Below are 17,515 nucleotides of genomic sequence, written 5' to 3'. Positions count from 1 at the left end.
GCCTATGACCAATATTGCCGTACTCGGCACCGCCTCGGACGCGGGCAAGAGCATCGTGGCCACCGCGCTCTGCCGCATCTTTCGCAACGCGGGCATCGACGTCGCGCCGTTCAAGGCGCAGAACATGTCGAACAACTCCGGCGTCACGCCCGACGGCTTCGAGATGGGGCGGGCGCAGATCGTGCAGGCGCAGGCCGCACGGGTTGCGCCCCACGCCGACATGAACCCCGTGCTGCTCAAGCCCAACACCGACACGGGGGCGCAGGTCGTGCTGCACGGGCGCGTCTGCACGGACAAAACGGCTCGTGAATACTTCGGCGACACGCGGCGCTGGGCGGAGGCGGCTTTCGAGAGCCTTGAGAGGCTCATGGCGCGGCACGAAATGATCGTGCTCGAAGGGGCCGGATCGTGCGCCGAGATGAACCTCTACCAGCGCGATTTCGTCAACTTCAAGAGCGCCCGCCGGGCCGGGGCGGCGGTGATTCTCGTCGCCGACATCGACCGTGGCGGCGTCTTCGCGCAGGTCGTGGGCACGCTTGCCGTGATTCCGCCGGAGGATCGGGCGCTCGTCAAGGGCGTCATCGTGAACCGCTTCCGGGGCGACAAATCACTGTTCGAAGATGGCGTGAAAATGCTCGAATCGATGACCGGCGTACCGGTGCTTGGCGTAATTCCCTACTTCCGGGGCTTCACCATCGACGCCGAAGACGCCGTGCCGCTCTGTTCGGTGGTCGATCCGAAGCGCGATCCCTCCGCCGGAAAAATCGGCATCGCGGCGATCTACTTCCCGCACATCTCCAACTTCACCGACCTCTCGCCGCTGGAGCAGGATTCGGCGGTCGAGCTGCACTACCTGCACCATCCGAGGCCCCTCGACGCATACAAGGCGCTCGTGCTGCCGGGGTCGAAGAACGTGCGCGGCGACCTCGAATGGCTCGAACGGATGGGGTGGCGCAAAGAGATCGAGGCGTTCCGGGCGCGGGGCGGCGTGATCGTCGGCCTCTGCGGCGGCTACCAGATGCTCGGCGAGCGCATCGCCGACCCGCACGGCGTCGAAGGCGCTCCGGGCGCGAGTGCGGCGCTCGCAATGCTGCCGGTCGAGACGGTGCTCGAACGCGAAAAAGCGCTCTCGAACAGCGTCGGCAAACTTGCCGGAAGCTCATGCGTCGTCAGCGGTTACGAGATTCACATGGGCCGCACGACGCTCGCCGGAGGCGCGTCGCCGCTCATCGAGGTGACGGAGCGCAACGGCGTCCGCTCTGAAGAGTTCGACGGCGCGAAGAGCGAGGACGGGCGGGTGATGGGAACCTACTTCCACGGCTTTTTCGACGAACCCGGCGTCCGCGCCTGGTTCCTGCGGCTGCTCGATAGCGGCTACGAACCCGCCACCTCCTCCGCCGCCGATCCGTTCGAGTTGCTTGCCGCGCACTTCGCGAAGAATCTCGATCTCGACGCGCTCTTCGCCATCGCCGGTATTTCCGTCACGAAGGGGAGCGCGTCGTGAGCGGCGATCATCTGCTGGCGCACTGCCACGGCGACCGCACGGGCGAGCTGGCGGGCGGCGGCGCTGTGCTCGATTTCAGCGTCAATCTCGCGCCGGTCGCGCCGCCGCTCCCGGAGCTGTCCGCGTCGATTCCGCTCGCGCCATACCCCTCGATGGACGGACGCGGTGTCCGTGATTTTTACGTCGCCCGTTTCGGCCTCGACCGCGAGTGTGTGCTCGCCACGAACGGGGCGATCGAGGGCCTCTATCTCCTGCCGCGAGCGCTCGGCCTGAAGCGCGTACTCGTGCCGCAGCCATCGTTCTTCGATTACGGACGCGCCTGCCGACTCGCCGGTGCGGAGGTCATCCCGCTTGCACTGAGCGAGGCCGACGGCTTCGCCTTTCCCGGCATCGACGAGCTTGCCGAGGCGCTTGCCGGGTGCGACGCGCTCCTGGCCGGAAGCCCGAACAACCCGACCGGCACACTGATTCCCAAGGAGCTGCTGCTGGCGCTGGCCTGCCGCTTTCCGGAGAAGCAGTTCATCGTCGATGAGGCGTTCATCCAGTTCACGGAAAGTTTTCCGTCGAACTCGCTCATGCCGGAGATTCGGGCGTTCAGGAACATCGTGGTGATCCATTCGCTCACCAAATTTTACGCCATCGCTGGACTACGGCTTGGCGCAATCGTGGCTCATCCGTCGATGATCGAGCGGCTCTACGGCCACAAGGAGCCGTGGACGGTCAACGCTGTCGCGGAGTACGTCGCCAGCAAATTGCCGCACTGTGGCGAGTACGAAGCGGAGGTGCGCTCCATCGTCCGCGAGGGACGCCGACAGATTGCCAGCGGCCTTGCCGGGAACTCCGCGATCACGCTCTACGGCGGGGCGGCGAACTTCTTTTTCGCCTCCGTCGCAGACGGCCTCACGCTCGACGCGCTCGTCGCCCATCTCCGGTTGCGCGGCATCCTCGTGCGCGATTGCCGGAACTTCGAGGGCGTTCTGCCGAAGTATTTCCGCTTCTGCATCCGCACCTCCGACGAAAACCGGCGGCTCATTGAGGCGCTGAACGACTTCGCCGAGTCGTCGAAGCAGCTAAATGCTGTCGCTTTGGAGGCGGTGTCGTGACCTGGTTGCTCATGCCAGCGGCGTTCCTGCTCGATCTGCTGCTTGGCGATCCGCAGTGGTTTCCGCATCCGGTGCGGCTGGTCGGCAAGCTTGCGACCGGCGCGGAGGCGCTGTTCCGGGCCATGCGTTTTCTGCCGCTCCGGGTGGCGGGCATTTTGACGGCGCTGGTGGTGATCGTCTCGACAGTCGCCGTCGTGCAGTTGCTCGTCTGGCAGGCGGCGCGGCTGCATCCGGTTGCCGGTCTCATCGTTTCAGTGCTCATGCTCTATTTCGCGATAGCGCCGCGAGACCTCGCCGCCCACGCCGCCGCCGTGCGCGATGCGCTGCTTGCGGGCGATCTCGAACTTGCCCGCCGGAGGGTGGCGATGATGGTCGGGCGCGACACGGCGCTGCTCGACGAGGAGGGTGTGGCGCGAGCCGCCGTGGAGAGCGTGGCGGAGAATACGTCGGATGGCGTGACTGCGCCGCTCTTTTACGGCATCCTTTTCGGCCCGGCGGGGGCGTGGCTCTACAAGGCGTCGAACACGCTCGACTCGATGTTCGGCTACCGCAACGAGTGCTACCGCGAATTCGGCTGGGCCTCGGCGCGGTTCGACGACCTTCTCAATTTCCTCCCGGCGCGCTTGACGGTTTTGGCGGTTGCGGGCGCGGCGTTTATTTTACGGCTCGATCCGGCGGCGACGTTCCGCTCGGTCACGGAAGGCGCGAGGCGGCACGAGAGTCCGAACGCGGGCTATCCCGAATCGGCTTTCGCCGGAGCGCTCGGCGTCACGCTCGGTGGTGAGCGGAGTTACGGCGGCGTCACCAAAACCGTGCCGACGCTCGGCATCCGCGAAGGCGCGATGGAGGCGGCCACGATCACTCGCGCCATGCGTCTGATGTATGTTGCATCGGCGATTTTCATGGCCGGGGGCACAGGGCTGCTTTTTGTCGCCGGGATGTTTATGCGGTGAAGGCAGCTCGGCCGGAATCGACAGAAAGGGAAATTGGGCTGAAGCCCATGAAAATTTGTTCAGTTTGATATCCCCGGTTTGAAAACCGGGGCAACAGAAGAGTAAGATGTCAGAATGTCCAGAGGACTGAAGTCCTCTTGAATGTAAGATGGACAGGGCAATGGGAATGCAAGAGGTTTGAATGTTCGCCGGGTTAAAACCCGCCTAAATGCAAGAGTGGGTTTTTGTTCTTTGAAGAGGTGTCCTCAAAAGTGTCCGTATTGATCCGGCGATTGAAGTTCTTAAACAATTGCCCCGGACTTTAGTCCGGGGTTTAGAGATAAAACAAAATCAAGGGGCTTTAGCCCAATCTCTTCTTTCGGTGCATTTTGTTAGCTCTTGTTACCGAAGCAATAACTCTATAATCAATCTAATCATGAAACAGCAGAAAAGGGTTCTCCTCTTTACCGGCAATGGCAAGGGCAAGAGCACGGCGGCGTTCGGAATGCTCGCCCGTGCGCTCGGCCACGGCATGAAGACGCGGGTCATCCAGTTCGTCAAGGCGCAGGAGGGGGTTGGCGAGGTGCTCTTCTTTACGCGCTTCGAGGAGGTCGAGTGGGATCACTACGGCAAGGGGTTCCTGCCGACCAATCCCGACAGCCCGATGATGGAGAAGCACAAACAGGCGGCGGAGTTCGGCTTCGAGGAGGCGCTTGAGGCGCTGGCCTCGGACGAGTACGGCTTCGTGCTGCTCGACGAGGTGTGCTTCGCGCTGTCGAAGGAGATCATTCCGCTCGAACCGCTCATCGAGGCGATTGTCGATGCCAGCGACAAAATCATCGTGCTCACCGGGCGCAACGCGCCGCAGGCGCTCATCGATCTCGCCGACACTGTGACCGAGATGCGCATGGTCAAGCATGGCTACGAGCAGGGTCTGCTTTCGCAGGCCGGAGTGGAGGAGTGAGCCTGACGAAAGGAGGCTCCACATCCAGATGCGGCGACGGCTGCCGACCCGCTCCGTTCAACGGTTCGCCGAAGAACCGCCGCCGGGCGCTCCTGCTTGTCGCCGCCTTGCCGCTGCTCTTCGCGGTGTCGGCGATGCTCGGCCCGTCGGGCGTCGGCCTGCCAGACACGGCGAGCGTTTCGGGCCGGGCGATTCTCGACCTGCGGCTTGGGCGCTTCTTCATGGGGATGCTCGTCGGCGCGGCGCTCTCGACCTCCGGCACGGTGTTCCAGGCGATCCTGCGCAATCCGCTCGCCGAACCCTACGTGCTCGGCGTGAGCGGCGGCGCGGGACTTGGCGCGGCGTTGAGCATCCTGGTCGGCGGAGCGTTCATCGGCGCGATTGGCCTGCCGCTGACCGCCTTCGCCTTCGCCCTTTTGACGCTGCTCGTGGTCTATGCCATCGCCAATCAGGGGGGTGTGCCGTCGGTTTACAGCCTGATCCTGAGCGGTGTGATCGTCAGCGCCATCTGTTCGAGCGTCATCATGTTCCTCGTTTCGACCGCCGACATCGAGGGGATGCACACCGTTGTCTGGTGGATGCTCGGCAACCTTCAGCCAGCCTCCTGGGCGGAGCAGTTCGTGTCGCTCGCCTTCATTCTGGCGGCGATTGTCGGTCTGTGGCTCTTCGCTCCGGCGCTGAACGTGCTGACGCTCGGACGCGAAATGGCGCACTACCAGGGCCTCGACGCCGGGTTCGTCACCATTTCGAGCCTGCTGCTCTCGACGCTGCTCGCGGCCACGGCGGTTTCGATGGGCGGCATGATCGGCTTTGTCGGCCTGATCGTGCCGCACGTCATGCGCTCGATTTTCGGCCCCGACCACCGCTGGCTGATTCCCGCCTCGGCCATCGGCGGCGGGGCGTTCCTCGTGCTCTGCGACGCCTTGGCGCGCACCATCATGGCTCCGGTCGAGATTCCGGTCGGCGTCGTCACGGCGCTGGCGGGCGGCCCCTTTTTCCTCATCGTGCTGCGCAAAAAAATGAAGTATGCCTGGACCGACTGACCGCCTGAAGCCCGCCCTCGCCTTCCGGGGCGTCACCGCCGGATACAAGGGGCGCACGGTGCTGCGCGAGGTCGATTTCGAGATCGCCGAGGGGGAGTTCGTCTCGCTGATCGGCCCGAACGGCTCTGGCAAGAGCACCATGCTCAAGACCGCCACCGGCCTCGTGAGACCGCTCGAAGGGCGGGTGGAGCTGTTCGGGCGCGAGGTCTCGTCGCTCAAACCGCGTGAGCGGGCCGCGCTCATCGGCGTGGTGCCGCAGAAGCTCGAATCGCCGATGGCCTTTACGGTCGGCGAGATCGTCATGATCGGGCGCAGCGTACGCGGGCGGTGGGGCGGGCCGGACGCCGCCGATCACGACAGCGCCGAGCGGGCGATGATTTACACCAACGTGCTCGACCTCAAGGATCGCCTCTTCAACCAGCTCAGTGCCGGGGAGCAGCAGCGCACGGCGCTGGCGATGGCGCTCGCCCAGGAGCCGCGCATCATCATGCTCGACGAGTCGATCGCGCACCTCGACATCAACCACAGCCAGGAGGTGCTGCGCATCCTGATGAACATTAACCGCGAAGAGAAGATTACGGTGTTGCTCGTGAGCCACGACCTCAATCTCGCCGCGCAGATCGCCGACCGCTTGATGCTCATCGACAAGGGGCGGCTGGTGCGTAACGGTTCGCCGGGCGAGGTGATGGAGGAGGAGTTGCTCCGGCGCGTCTATGACTGCGATCTGCGTGTGCGGCGCGATCCCTTCAGCGGCAATCCGGTGGTGAGCGGCGTGCTCGACGCGGCCCTGCGCCGCCCGCCGGTGCGGAAGCGGCTGCACGTCATCAGCGGCGGTGGATCGGGCATCGAGCTGTTCCGGCGGCTGCTGATCGAGGGGTTCGACCTGAGCGCCGGGGTGCTCAACCGGCTCGACTCCGATTCGGAGGCCGCCCGCGCCCTCGACATTCCCGCCGTGCTCGAACAACCCTTTTCGCCGGTTGGCGGCGAGGCGCTTGCGCAGGCGCGGCGCATGGTCGAAGCGGCGGACGGCGTCGTCGCGGGTCTCGTGCCCTTCGGCCCCGGCAACCTCGTCAACCTCGATCTCGCCGAACTGGCGCTGAAAGCGGGCAAGCCGGTGTGGCTGGCCGCAGGCATCGCCTCGCGGGACTACACCCCCGGCAAAGCGGCGGCGGCCAAAGCCCGCGAACTCTGCGACGGCGGGGCGGTGGAGTGGTCGAACATTCATGAACTCATGGCCCAAGTCGAACAGACCTGGCCGCAACCAGAGACGCAGCATTGAAATGAAGCAGTACCCGTTCAGGCTCGGCACCTCCTCCTACATCATCCCGGACGACATTCTGCCCAACGTGCGCTACCTCGCGGGCAAGGTCGAAGACATCGAGCTGGTGCTCTTCGAGTCGGACGAGTTCAGCAACCTGCCGTCGCCGGAGGTGATCCGGGAGCTGGTCGAACTGGCCGGGGAGCACGGCCTCACCTACTCGGTGCACCTGCCGCTCGACGTCTATCTCGGCAGCCCGTTCCGGGATGAGCGCGAGCGCTCGGTCGGCAAGTGCCGGAGGATCATCGACCTTACCGAAGCGCTGCCGAAATCGGCCTTCGTGATGCACTTCGAGGCGGGCAAGGGTGTTGACATCAACGCATTTTTCGACGAGGAGCGGCAGATTTTCGTCGAAAGCCTCGGCGATTCGGCGCGGATGCTGCTCGACGGCTGCGGCCATCCGCCGGAGATGTTCTGCGCCGAGAACCTGAACTACCCCTTCGAGATCGTCTGGCCGGTGGTCGAAACGTTCGGCTTTTCGGTGACGCTCGACGTGGGCCATCTCGAATACTACGGCTTCCCGACCGCCGACTACCTCGACCGCTATCTCTCGCGCACAAAAGTACTGCACATGCACGGCACGACCGATGGTCGCGACCACAACTCGCTCGCGTACATGAACCCGAAAGCGCTCGACATGGTGGTCGAAGCCTTGCGAAAAGCGGAAGGGGAGCCGAAGGTGTTCACGCTGGAGATTTTCTCGGAGGCGGATTTTCTGTCGTCGGTCGAGACGCTGGAGTGGTTTCGGGGATGAGAGGAGCTGTTGCTGGATATGGTTGCGCAGAGGGCTGTTTCAAAAGCATAGATGATGTTTTTTTCTCTTGCTTTTCCTGGGAGCGCCGAGCGCCTGCTCGGCATCTTTTTCGCGATGATATCTCGTAATCACTTCAGATTGACGTTGTTTTGCGATGCAACAAAACTTTGAAATCCAAACTATCTGGAGCCTCCGGTTCCATTGCCAAGCAGGCGCTTGGCGCTCCCAGGGAACACAATGAATCTCCACTATGAAAATCAGCCATCATGCCTGAAATAATTTATGTGACTGGCGGGGCGCGGAGCGGGAAGAGCAGTTATGCGCTTCGGCTCGCGGAGCCTTACGAGCGGCGGGTGTTTCTGGCCACCGCCGAGGCCTTCGATTGCGAAATGCAGCGGCGCATCGACAAGCATCGCGAGGAGCGCGAGGGGCAGTTCGTGACCGTCGAGGAGCCGCTCTTCATCGACCGCGCCATCCGCAATCTTCCCGAAGGCACGGGAGTGGTGCTGCTCGATTGCCTGACCGTGTGGCTCGGCAACTTGATGCACCATCTCGGCAACGAGGCGGCAATCGGCGAACGGATCGACGCCCTGCTCGACGTGCTCGAAACGCCGCCATGCGACATCATTCTCGTCTCGAATGAAGTCGGCATGGGCATCGTGCCGGAAAACGCGATGGCCCGCGAGTTCCGCGACCTGGCCGGAACGCTCAATCGCAAAGTCGCCGAACGCGCCACGCAAGCCTACCTGCTCTGCAGCGGTTTGCCGCTTGTTCTCAAACAGCGGAGCTGATCTGTTTGCGCTTTAGTCCAAGGTTGTGAACGACAGGAAAGAAATAAAGGAGTCAGGGAAATCCCCCCTTAATCCCCCCTTTGCCAAAGGGGGGACAAAATTGAACCCTCCCCCTTTCGTAAAGTGGGGATCAAAATTGAAATCCTCTCTTTAGCAAGAGGGGGGGCAAAATTGAAAATTTTCCCTTGAGCAAAAAGGGGAGTCAAAATTGAAATTCCCATCTTTAGCAAATGGGGGACAAAATAGAAATTCCCATCTTTAGCAAATGGGGGACAAAATAGAAATCCCCCCTGCCCCCCTTTAGAAAAGGGGGGCAGGGGGGATTAGGGATTCCAAACACCGAAAATCGAAGAGCATTCATTGTCGCCAAAGTAATAATTAATGTGTTTCCGACACAGCATCCAACTGTCAATATTTTTCGTCACCGCATTTAACATCAGTACCATCCATGACCGACCGATTCCAGCAGCTTCTTGCCTCCATCAAGCCTGTCGATATGTCCCTCACGGGCGCAGTTCAGGCGCATCTTGACGATCTCACCAAACCGCAGGGGAGCCTGGGGCGGCTCGAAGAGATTGCTATGAAATATTGCATCGCGACCGGCACGACGAAGCCGTCGCTGTCGAAAAAGAAAGTCTTCTGCTTCGCGGGGGATCATGGCGTGGCTGCCGAGGGAGTGTCGGCGTTTCCCGCCGAAGTGACGCCGCAGATGGTTTACAACATGCTCGGCGGTGGGGCGGCCATCAACGTGCTGTCGCGCAATGCCGGGGCCGATCTCGAAGTGGTCGATATGGGTGTCAATCACGACTTCGCGGAGCACCCGATGCTGCGCCGCTGCAAGGTGAAGCACGGCTCGGCGAACATGGCGCACGGCCCGGCGATGAGCCTTGACGAGACGCTTCAGGCGATCATGGCGGGCGCGGAACTTGCCATCGAGGCGCACTCGCAGGGGTACGAACTCCTCGCCACGGGCGAGATGGGCATCGCCAACACCACGCCCGCCACGGCGCTCTACGCCACCTTGCTCGACCTGCCGGTCGAAGCGATCACCGGGCGCGGCACGGGCATCGACGACGAGCGGCTGCGCCACAAGATCGCGGTGATCGAGCGGTCAATCGAGGTCAACCGCAAGAGTCTCACCACGCCGCTCGAAGTGCTGGCGGCGCTGGGCGGCTTCGAGATTGCGGGCATTTGCGGCCTGATTCTCGGCGCGGCGTCGGTCGGAGTGCCGGTGGTGGTCGATGGCTTCATCTCCAGCTCGGCGGCGGTGTGCGCCATGAAGCTCTCGTGCAAGGTGAGCGACTACCTCTTTTTCAGCCACCTCTCCAACGAGCAGGGCCACCGTGCGGTGATGCAGAAGCTCGGCGCGAGGCCGATCCTCGACCTCGACCTGCGGCTCGGCGAGGGAACCGGCGCGGCGATGGCGATGCAGGTGATCGAAGCGTCTGTGAAAATCTGCAACGAAATGGCTACCTTCAGTTCGGCAGGAGTTTCCGGCAAAAACGACTGAAGAACATGGACCCTTTTCTCGACATACAAAAACAACGCGCCGACAGCGACAGCAAGTTCATCGATTGCAATGGCTTCCGGGTGCACTATAAAATCTATGGCAGCGGCAAGCCGCCCTTCATCGTCCTGCTGCACGGCAGCTTCCTGAGCATCCGCTCGTGGCGCGACGTCGCCAAACCGCTCGCCGAGAACGCAACTGTGCTGGCGTTCGACCGCCCGGCTTTCGGGCTGACCTCGCGGCCCGTGCCGTCGCGCAAGAACGAGGCGCGCTACAGCCCCGAAGCGCAGTGCGACCTCGTCGTGGCGCTGATGGACAGGCTCGGCATCGACCGCGCCGTGCTCGTCGGCAACTCCACCGGCGGCACACTGGCGCTCCTGACGGCGCTGCGCCATCCCGCCCGCGTGCAGGGCCTCGTGCTCGTCGGCGCGATGATCTACAGCGGCTACGCCAACAGCGAGGTTCCCACCGTGATGAAGCCCTTCATGAAGGCGATGACGCCGCTCTTTTCGCGGCTCATGAAAAAGATCATTACCAAACTCTACGACAAGAACATCCGGGGATTCTGGCACGTCAAGTCGCGCCTGTCCGGCGAGACGCTCGCCGCGTTCAGGGGCGACCTGATGGTGGGCGACTGGTCGCATGGATTCTGGGAGCTGTTCCTCGAAACGCATCGCCTCCATTTCGACAAGCGCGTGGCTGCGGTCTCGACGCCGTCGCTCGTCGTGACGGGCGAGCACGACCTGACGGTGAAAACCGAGGAGAGCTTGCGCCTCGGGCGTGAGCTGCCGAAGTCGGAGCTGCTCGTGATTGCCGACTGCGCCCACCTGCCGCAGGAGGAGAAGCCGCGCGAGTTCGTCGAAGGGGTGCGGGCTTTCGTCGGGAGGCTCGCCTGATGGCGGGCGGCCTCGTGACGGCGCTCCGCACGTTGACGGCGTTGCCTGTGCCGGGCCGGGAGGCCGAGCGCTTCAGCGATTCGCTCTACTGGTTTCCGCTCGTCGGCCTCGTCATCGGCACACTCGAAGTGCTGCTCGCTCGCGTCGGGGTGCTCGCCGGTTGGTACGAAATGGCGGCGCTCTTCGCGCTTGGCGGCGGCATCGTTCTCACCAGAGGGATTCACGCCGACGGCCTCGCCGATCTGGCGGACGGCTTTTTCGGCGGACGCAATCGCGAGGCGGCGCTGCGGATCATGAAAGATCCCAACGTTGGCTCCTTCGGCTCGCTGGCGCTCATTTTCGTGATGCTTTTCAAATTTGTCTGCCTCGTCGAACTCGTGCGGTACGGCGCTTTCGGCACGATGATCGCTGGCGTAGTGCTCGCCCGCACGGGGCAGGTGGTGCTCGCCGCACGGTTGCCCTACGCGCGGGCCGAGGGCGGCACGGCGACCGCCTTCGTCGAAGGCGCGGGGTGGCCGCATCTCGTGGTCGCCGCCGCTTCGGCATTCGTCTTTCTTCTCTATCCGGTCGGCTTCGGCTGGCCGCGGGCGCTCTTCCTCTTGGCGAGCGCCGCTGCGTCAACGCTCGCCCTCGGCCTTATGAGCCGCCGCAAAATCGGCGGCGTCACCGGCGACGTGCTCGGCGCATGCAGCGAGCTGACCGAAACGTTCGTCTGGTTCGCCGCCGTGATGTCGTTGCGGTTTCCGTTTTTTCAATAAAGATGGAGAATCATCTATGACTGGAAACAGCATCTCTTCGGTTGTCCGTATTTGCGATGATGCGGATGCGAAGCATCAGTGGGTTGGAAATGATGATAATGGCAATCACCATCATGGAGTTGTCAAAATTGATGATGACCCCTTTACACTTCACCTGTCCTGGAAAACAGGTAGAGATGGCTGCAAGTACTTCATCGGTAATTATCGACTGAATTTGCGTGCGTTATTGGATGAGGGCTATGTTCGATGGGAGGATGAATCAGAACGAACCGTAAGACTGAGATTCGAGCATGACAGGCATGGATTCATCAGAATCGCCAGACGTCAAGATGAAAAGGGAATCACCATAGGGTGGTTGACAGAGTGATCGACGAACAGTTCAGGACAAGCTACTGGTAAAAATGACGGAGACTGGTCATCGCGAGTTTCGACAAGTCGGGACGTGGCGATCAATCTTTAACTGCCGTCACTGATTCCGCATGGATTGCCACGTCGCTATGCTCCTCGCAATGACAGGGGGTGCATAAGGTGGTTTGGTATTGACTTGACACTTACAGGTAATCCGCCTAAAGTCAGGCATGATGTAATTTCGATTTCGATTTTGGGATTGGGTTCGGAACTCTCCTCTCCGGCGGGCGTTGCTTCTCAGTCGTCAGATGGTTATTATGGGGGCGCATAAATAATAGTATTCCGTAACACGTTCAGTATAACAGATATGAGCAGCGATTTGATCGTAACGTTTGGCGGCGGCAAGAAGGTCAACGCCGAGTTCAGGGGATTCACCATCCCGACCGACCAGTCGGTGATGGCTGGCGGCGAAGCTTCTGCGCCCGAACCCTTCACCCTGTTCCTCGCCTCGATTGGCACCTGCGCGGGCATTTACGTCCTCTCTTTCTGCCAGAGCCGCGACATTCCGACCGACGGCATCCGGGTTGTGCAGAGCCACGAGCCGAAACCCGGCGGGCGAGGCATCGGCAAGATCACCATCACCATCGAGCTGCCGCCAAGCTTCCCGGAAAAGTACAAGGATGCGGTTATCAACGCAGCCAATCTCTGCGCTGTCAAGAAACACCTCATGGAGCCTCCGACCTTCGAGGTGAAAACTGAAACCGTCGGCGGCTGACGGATTTCGCAAGTTATTGTTCCGGCGAGTCGGGATCGTTATACGTTATTACTTCGGCAACAATAAATCGCAAAAGCCGATCCAGTAAGAGATTGGGCTAAAGCCCAGATTTATTATGCGTTATCCGCATACCCCGGACTGAAGTCCGGGGCAATTGTCAAGAGTTTAATCGCCGGAGTAATAAAAGAGATGGAGTCGTTTGTGGTGTATCAAAATATAAGTGACGGGCATTCGTCATCGCGAGTCCCGACAATTCGGGACGTGGCGATCCATCTTTTATGGTCTTCACTGACTCCGCATGGATTGCCGCGTCGCGATGCTCCTCGCAATGACGGGGGAGGAACAGAGCGGTTTGGCGTCGGCTTGTCCCTGACAGCAAAACAGCGAGTCACGATTCAGATACTTTCAAGACAGCTTGTTCCGGTGCATCCACAATTCGACAACCTTCTGCATTAACGACACCGCTACCCATGAAAAACCCTCGCGTCGGCAGACCGCTTCACAGCCGTGCTGTCGAAGAGCTTCCCGGCGTTACCTGCTTTTTGCCCGAAGGCGTTCCGCCCTCCCGGCTCCGAAACGTCGTGCTCTCGGTCGATGAGGTCGAGGCGCTGCGCTTGGCCGATCTCGACGGGCTGTACCACGCCGATGCTGCCGAAAAGATGAAGGTCTCGCGGCAGACTTTTGGCCGCATCATCAAGTCGGCCCGCAAAAAGGTGGCCGACGCCCTGGTCGGCGGCAAGACCATCTGCATCGAGGGGGGAAAGATCGAAGGGTTGTGCCTGACCGGCGAGACGGAGGAGACCGCCGTCTGTATCTGTCTGCACTGTGGTTACGAACAGCCGCACGTGCCAGGCGTGCCCTGCCGGACGGCCAACTGCCCGCAGTGCGGCAAAATGCTGATTCGCAAGGGGAGGCACAGCCGTGTCGATTGAGATGCAGTTTTCGGTGCTGCCGACGCCGCGCATCCACTTCGGGCCGGGTGCGCTCGCGAAGCTTCCGGCGCTTGCCGCCGCGTTTGGGCGGCGGATGCTGCTCGTCACGGGGCGGCAGACGTTGCGGCGCTCGCCGGTGGCGTCGCGAATGCTCGACGAGCTGCGCCGCGCCGGGCTGGAGGTCGCCTGCCTCGAAGTCGAGCGCGAGCCGTCGCCGGAGCTGATCGACGAGGCGGTGGCGCTCGGTCGCCAAACGCCGTTCGAGGTCGTTGTCGCCATCGGCGGCGGCAGCGCCGTGGATGCCGGAAAGGCGATCTCAGCCATGCTGCTTCAGCGCGATCCGGTCGAGCGCTTTATCGAAGGGCAGCCCGGCTTCACGCCGCACGACGGGCGCAAGGCACCCTTCATCGCCGTGCCGACCACCTCCGGCACGGGTACCGAGGCGACGAGCAACGCCGTCATCAGCCGCGTCGGGCCGGGCGGCTACAAGCGCTCGCTGCGCCACGCGGCCTTCGTGCCGAACGAGGCCGTCATCGATCCCGAACTCATGACGAGCGCGCCGCCGGAGCTGACCGCTTCGTCGGGCATGGACGCCTTCACGCAGCTTCTCGAAGCTTACCTCTCGCCCTTCGCCAGCCCCTATACCGACGCGGTTTCATGCAGCGGCCTCGTGCATTTCAGCCGCTCCTTCGAGCTGGCCTGCGGCGCAGGCGCGCCCGACGTGGCCGTCCGGGCCGACATGGCTTACGCGGCGCTCATGTCGGGCATCGCGCTCACCAACGCGGGCCTCGGCATTGTGCACGGTTTCGCCTCGTCGGTCGGCGGCCTGTTCGACATTCCGCACGGAACGCTCTGCGCCACGCTGCTGGCCGAGGCGACGCGGGAGAACATCCGCCAGCTCCGCGCATCCGGCGGCGGCGAGGCGGGGTTGCAGAAGTTCGCCAACGCCAGCCGCATCCTCACCGGCCGCGCGACCGGCAGCGTCGCGGACGACTGCGACCGCCTCGTCGAGCTGCTCGAAGAGTGGCAACAGCAATTCGCCTTTCCCCGCCTCGGAGAGTTCGGCCTCCGCGAAAGCGATTTGGCGGAGATTATCGCCGCCACCCGCAGCAAGAGCAACGCCGCTCCGCTCGACGAAGCCGCGATGCGCCGGATTTTGTCGGCGAGGGTGTGAATGTGAAGAATAGGACGAATAGGTCTTATAGGTCGGATAGAGGGAAGAGTTGAGGCGCGGAAGCTGATTCTTTCAATTCATAATTCATCATTCGCACGTCGCTCCGCGCGTGCGCCACCAGTCGTCGCCGTAGTTGTAGTACATCTCTTCGCCTTCGGCGATGCTGTGCAGGGCGTAGAGTATCAGTTCCGTTCCGGTGGGGCCGTCTTCGCGGTAGTAGGCGACGTTGGGCGTCGAGGAGTGGTTGAACATCATGCCGTAGCCCATCGCGATGAGTCGGCGGTCTTCGGCGCTGCCGTAAAAGACGTAGTTGAGCAGCTCGCCGCCGATGTCCTTGTCGGTCACTTCGAGCGCCGGGCAGCGCTCGATGATGTCCCCCTCCTTGATCGCCTTGAGCGCGAATGCGCCGCGTCCGGCGACCGTTGATGGGCCGATGCGCACGCTCCCTCGGCAGACTCTCTCCTGCTTGTTGCGAAACGTGTTGGCAAGAAAAGCTCCGGCTGCCGCTCCGGCGGCGAAGATGATGGTTATGACAAAAAAGAGAAGTGGCGTCATGCGATTCCGGCTGTCGATGAAAAAGCTGAAAATACGAATCTCACGGCTGAATCCATCGGGCGGATGCCGGAGCGTTCAGGAATGTTTTCTTCGGCAGCGCGGTTCGAGTCGGAGAGGTTTTTATCGTAATGATTTTTGAATGCTTGTGCCGATGATCGATCAAGCGCGTCAATCCGTTCTCTCGGTCGATGGGGTGTCGAAAAGCTACCTCATGGGCGAGGTGACGGTCAAGGCTCTGCACGACATTTCGCTCGATTTCGGCGCGGGCCAGCTCGTGGTGCTGCTCGGCGCGTCGGGCAGCGGCAAATCGACGCTGCTGAACATCGTCGGCGGCCTCGATGTGCCCGATACCGGCACGGTCACTTTCCGGGGCGCGGATATCAACGCTTCGGGCGAGGAGGGGTTGACCGCCTATCGCCGTCGCTCGATCGGCTTCGTGTTCCAGTTTTACAACCTCATTGCAAGTCTCTCGGCGCTCGAAAACGTGCAGCTCGTCACCGAACTGGTCGAAAATCCGATGCCCGCCGACGAAGCGCTGCGGCTCGTTGGCCTCGGCGACCGCATCAACCACTTTCCATCGCAGCTCTCCGGCGGCGAGCAGCAGCGCGTGGCCATCGCCCGCGCGGTCGCCAAACGCCCGGAGCTGCTGCTCTGCGACGAACCCACCGGCGCGCTCGACTACAGCACCGGCAAGCTGGTGCTCGAAGTGATCGAAAAAGTCAACCGCGAACTTGGCACTACGACGCTCGTCATCACGCACAACGTCTCGATCTCCGGCATGGCTGACCGCGTCATCACGCTCCGAAGCGGCGAAGTGGTCGAGGATCGGCGGAATGCAAAGAAGATTTCGCCTTCGGAGCTGTCGTGGTGAGGGGGGAGAATTTTTGATGTGCTGGTTGTTTCTTTTTGAATTATGCGCTACTATTTATTCCAAGTCCTGTAGTTGGGGCGGTTTATGTGGCGCATTGCACGGTTAAAATTTTATGATAAAAGAGGTTATGAAAACCAGTATCGTAATTGAAAAGGATGGGGATGGTTTCCTGGCAAGAGTGGAAGGCCATGAGAATCTGTTTGCATTCGCCTACTCGGAAAAAGACGCCATCATCGAGTTGAAGAACGTTGTCGAGATGATTATGGATTACCACCTCGAGCAGGTGAATGATGAGCGGCTTATCAGAAATGAACTGGCTACTGCGGTAGAAAAATATGCCGTTCAAGTATAAAGAGATTGAAAGAAAGCTGCTGAAAATGGGCTATGCCATTGTTCGCCAGAAAGGTTCGCATGTTGTCTTTTCTGATGGTAAAACCACTTTTCCAGTGCCGAATCATGGAACAAAAGATATTTCTCAAGGCGTTGAAAGGCAATTGCTTAAAATACTGGGTATGTCAATCGATGAATTCAGAAGTGTCAAATGAAGAGCTACGTTTCAAGCGAAGGAGTTTTTCATTTGATGCTTTGTTGTGTGATAAACGATGTCTTATATGGGAATAAATCAGGAATCAGGCGTCTATAAATATTAGGTGAAAGAAGAAAATGGATTTTTTCCCACTTATCAATGAAGCGTTCAAGCTTTGGTGGTTAATTACACTCATATTAGTTTTGGGTATCCGAAAATCTCCTTGGTTCAAGGGGATTTTCGGAGAAGCCTTAGTAAAATTCCGTGCGAAGTTAAGTCTTCCGGCTGAAACATATCATGCCATTCACAACGTTACCTTGCCAACACCGGATGGCAGCACTCAGATTGATCACATTTTTGTATGTCCTTTTGGGATATTCGTAGTTGAAACTAAGAATATAAAGGGGTGGATATTTGGTGCAGAAAATCAGGCGCAGTGGACACAGCAGATTTTCAAACAATCGTTCAAATTTCAGAACCCATTACGTCAGAACTATAAGCATGTAAAAGCATTAGAGGCAGCGCTCAATGTCCCGACATCAGCAATTCACTCGGTTGTTGTCTTTGTGGGGGATAGCACGTTCAAAACACCAATGCCACCAAATGTTACGTGCGGTGGCGGGTATATCAGGTACATAAAATCTTTCCATGAACCAGTACTGTCTGAATGTTTTGCCTCAGCTGGAAATGGAGAATCGGGTTTGCTGAGTTAGTTGGTTGATGGTGTCTGTTGTTGTCGAAATCTTAGCGGAAGCAAGGGGTGC

20 protein-coding genes are annotated in these 17,515 nt (G+C 60.7%); 19 read left to right on the top strand and 1 reads right to left on the bottom strand.

Annotated elements, in window-relative coordinates:
- The first annotated feature begins 4 nt into the window (after nt 1-4).
- The 15 genes from EST62_RS03450 (at nt 5) to EST62_RS03380 (ending at nt 14,799) form a co-directional block, all read left to right on the top strand.
- The gene (locus EST62_RS03450) at nt 5-1,504 is read left to right on the top strand and encodes a cobyric acid synthase (protein ID WP_129050718.1); all 1,500 of its coding nucleotides are present in this window, start codon (nt 5-7) and stop codon (nt 1,502-1,504) included.
- Nucleotides 1,501-2,607, top strand: a complete 1,107-nt coding sequence (gene cobD, locus EST62_RS03445) for a threonine-phosphate decarboxylase CobD (protein WP_129050717.1) — start codon at nt 1,501-1,503, stop codon at nt 2,605-2,607. Before EST62_RS03450 ends, cobD begins: the two co-directional genes overlap by 4 nt.
- The gene (cbiB, locus tag EST62_RS03440; RefSeq protein ID WP_129050716.1) at nt 2,604-3,560 is read left to right on the top strand and encodes an adenosylcobinamide-phosphate synthase CbiB; all 957 of its coding nucleotides are present in this window, start codon (nt 2,604-2,606) and stop codon (nt 3,558-3,560) included. The genes cobD and cbiB overlap by 4 nt, the downstream gene beginning before the upstream one ends.
- 415 nt (nt 3,561-3,975) lie before the next feature.
- Nucleotides 3,976-4,503: a cob(I)yrinic acid a,c-diamide adenosyltransferase gene (locus EST62_RS03435; RefSeq protein ID WP_129050715.1), complete on the top strand. Its 528-nt coding sequence runs from the start codon at nt 3,976-3,978 to the stop codon at nt 4,501-4,503.
- Nucleotides 4,500-5,546 carry an iron ABC transporter permease gene (locus EST62_RS03430; RefSeq protein WP_129050714.1) on the top strand — a complete coding sequence of 349 codons (1,047 nt, stop codon included), beginning with the start codon at nt 4,500-4,502 and terminating at the stop codon, nt 5,544-5,546. Before EST62_RS03435 ends, EST62_RS03430 begins: the two co-directional genes overlap by 4 nt.
- Nucleotides 5,530-6,825 carry an ABC transporter ATP-binding protein gene (locus EST62_RS03425; protein WP_129050713.1) on the top strand — a complete coding sequence of 432 codons (1,296 nt, stop codon included), beginning with the start codon at nt 5,530-5,532 and terminating at the stop codon, nt 6,823-6,825. The genes EST62_RS03430 and EST62_RS03425 overlap by 17 nt, the downstream gene beginning before the upstream one ends.
- Nucleotide 6,826: 1 nt before the next feature.
- The gene (gene cbiR / locus EST62_RS03420; RefSeq protein WP_129050712.1) at nt 6,827-7,618 is read left to right on the top strand and encodes a cobamide remodeling phosphodiesterase CbiR; all 792 of its coding nucleotides are present in this window, start codon (nt 6,827-6,829) and stop codon (nt 7,616-7,618) included.
- Between the two features lie 266 nt (nt 7,619-7,884).
- Nucleotides 7,885-8,409: a bifunctional adenosylcobinamide kinase/adenosylcobinamide-phosphate guanylyltransferase gene (cobU, locus tag EST62_RS03415; RefSeq protein ID WP_129050711.1), complete on the top strand. Its 525-nt coding sequence runs from the start codon at nt 7,885-7,887 to the stop codon at nt 8,407-8,409.
- A gap of 448 nt (nt 8,410-8,857) precedes the next feature.
- Nucleotides 8,858-9,919: a nicotinate-nucleotide--dimethylbenzimidazole phosphoribosyltransferase gene (gene cobT / locus EST62_RS03410; protein WP_129050710.1), complete on the top strand. Its 1,062-nt coding sequence runs from the start codon at nt 8,858-8,860 to the stop codon at nt 9,917-9,919.
- Nucleotides 9,920-9,924: 5 nt separating this feature from the next.
- Nucleotides 9,925-10,812, top strand: coding sequence for an alpha/beta fold hydrolase (locus EST62_RS03405; RefSeq protein WP_129050709.1), 888 nt, complete (start codon nt 9,925-9,927; stop codon nt 10,810-10,812).
- Complete coding sequence (cobS, locus tag EST62_RS03400; RefSeq protein ID WP_129050708.1) at nt 10,812-11,570, top strand: adenosylcobinamide-GDP ribazoletransferase; 759 nt, start codon at nt 10,812-10,814, stop codon at nt 11,568-11,570. Before EST62_RS03405 ends, cobS begins: the two co-directional genes overlap by 1 nt.
- 16 nt (nt 11,571-11,586) lie before the next feature.
- Nucleotides 11,587-11,937 (top strand): hypothetical protein, encoded by a 351-nt coding sequence (locus EST62_RS03395; RefSeq protein ID WP_129050707.1) that lies wholly within the window; start codon nt 11,587-11,589, stop codon nt 11,935-11,937.
- A gap of 348 nt (nt 11,938-12,285) precedes the next feature.
- Nucleotides 12,286-12,693: an OsmC family protein gene (locus tag EST62_RS03390; RefSeq protein WP_129050706.1), complete on the top strand. Its 408-nt coding sequence runs from the start codon at nt 12,286-12,288 to the stop codon at nt 12,691-12,693.
- Nucleotides 12,694-13,163: 470 nt separating this feature from the next.
- The gene (locus tag EST62_RS03385) at nt 13,164-13,625 is read left to right on the top strand and encodes a DUF134 domain-containing protein (RefSeq protein ID WP_129050705.1); all 462 of its coding nucleotides are present in this window, start codon (nt 13,164-13,166) and stop codon (nt 13,623-13,625) included.
- Between the two features lies 1 nt (nt 13,626).
- Nucleotides 13,627-14,799: an iron-containing alcohol dehydrogenase gene (locus EST62_RS03380; protein WP_129050737.1), complete on the top strand. Its 1,173-nt coding sequence runs from the start codon at nt 13,627-13,629 to the stop codon at nt 14,797-14,799.
- Nucleotides 14,800-14,886: 87 nt separating this feature from the next.
- Here EST62_RS03380 and EST62_RS03375 read toward each other — a convergent pair whose 3' ends face one another.
- On the bottom strand, nt 14,887-15,354 hold the full coding sequence (locus EST62_RS03375) for an SET domain-containing protein (protein WP_129050704.1): 468 nt from the start codon (nt 15,352-15,354) through the stop codon (nt 14,887-14,889).
- Nucleotides 15,355-15,505: 151 nt separating this feature from the next.
- Here EST62_RS03375 and EST62_RS03370 point away from each other — a divergent pair, with 151 nt between their 5' ends.
- The 4 genes from EST62_RS03370 to EST62_RS03355 all read left to right on the top strand — a co-directional run bounded on the left by EST62_RS03370 (nt 15,506) and on the right by EST62_RS03355 (nt 17,464).
- Complete coding sequence (locus tag EST62_RS03370; protein ID WP_167599153.1) at nt 15,506-16,225, top strand: ABC transporter ATP-binding protein; 720 nt, start codon at nt 15,506-15,508, stop codon at nt 16,223-16,225.
- A 127-nt stretch (nt 16,226-16,352) separates the two neighbouring features.
- Nucleotides 16,353-16,577, top strand: coding sequence for a hypothetical protein (locus EST62_RS03365; protein WP_129050703.1), 225 nt, complete (start codon nt 16,353-16,355; stop codon nt 16,575-16,577).
- Complete coding sequence (locus tag EST62_RS03360; RefSeq protein WP_129050702.1) at nt 16,561-16,770, top strand: type II toxin-antitoxin system HicA family toxin; 210 nt, start codon at nt 16,561-16,563, stop codon at nt 16,768-16,770. The genes EST62_RS03365 and EST62_RS03360 overlap by 17 nt, the downstream gene beginning before the upstream one ends.
- A gap of 118 nt (nt 16,771-16,888) precedes the next feature.
- Nucleotides 16,889-17,464 carry a nuclease-related domain-containing protein gene (locus EST62_RS03355; protein WP_129050701.1) on the top strand — a complete coding sequence of 192 codons (576 nt, stop codon included), beginning with the start codon at nt 16,889-16,891 and terminating at the stop codon, nt 17,462-17,464.
- Nucleotides 17,465-17,515: the final 51 nt, after the last annotated feature.

Source organism: Chlorobaculum sp. 24CR, assembly GCF_004118635.1.
Taxonomy (GTDB): Bacteria; Bacteroidota; Chlorobiia; order Chlorobiales; family Chlorobiaceae; genus Chlorobaculum.
The sequence above is the reverse complement of the archived record's forward strand: the minus strand, read 5'-3'. Positions and strand labels throughout refer to the sequence as shown.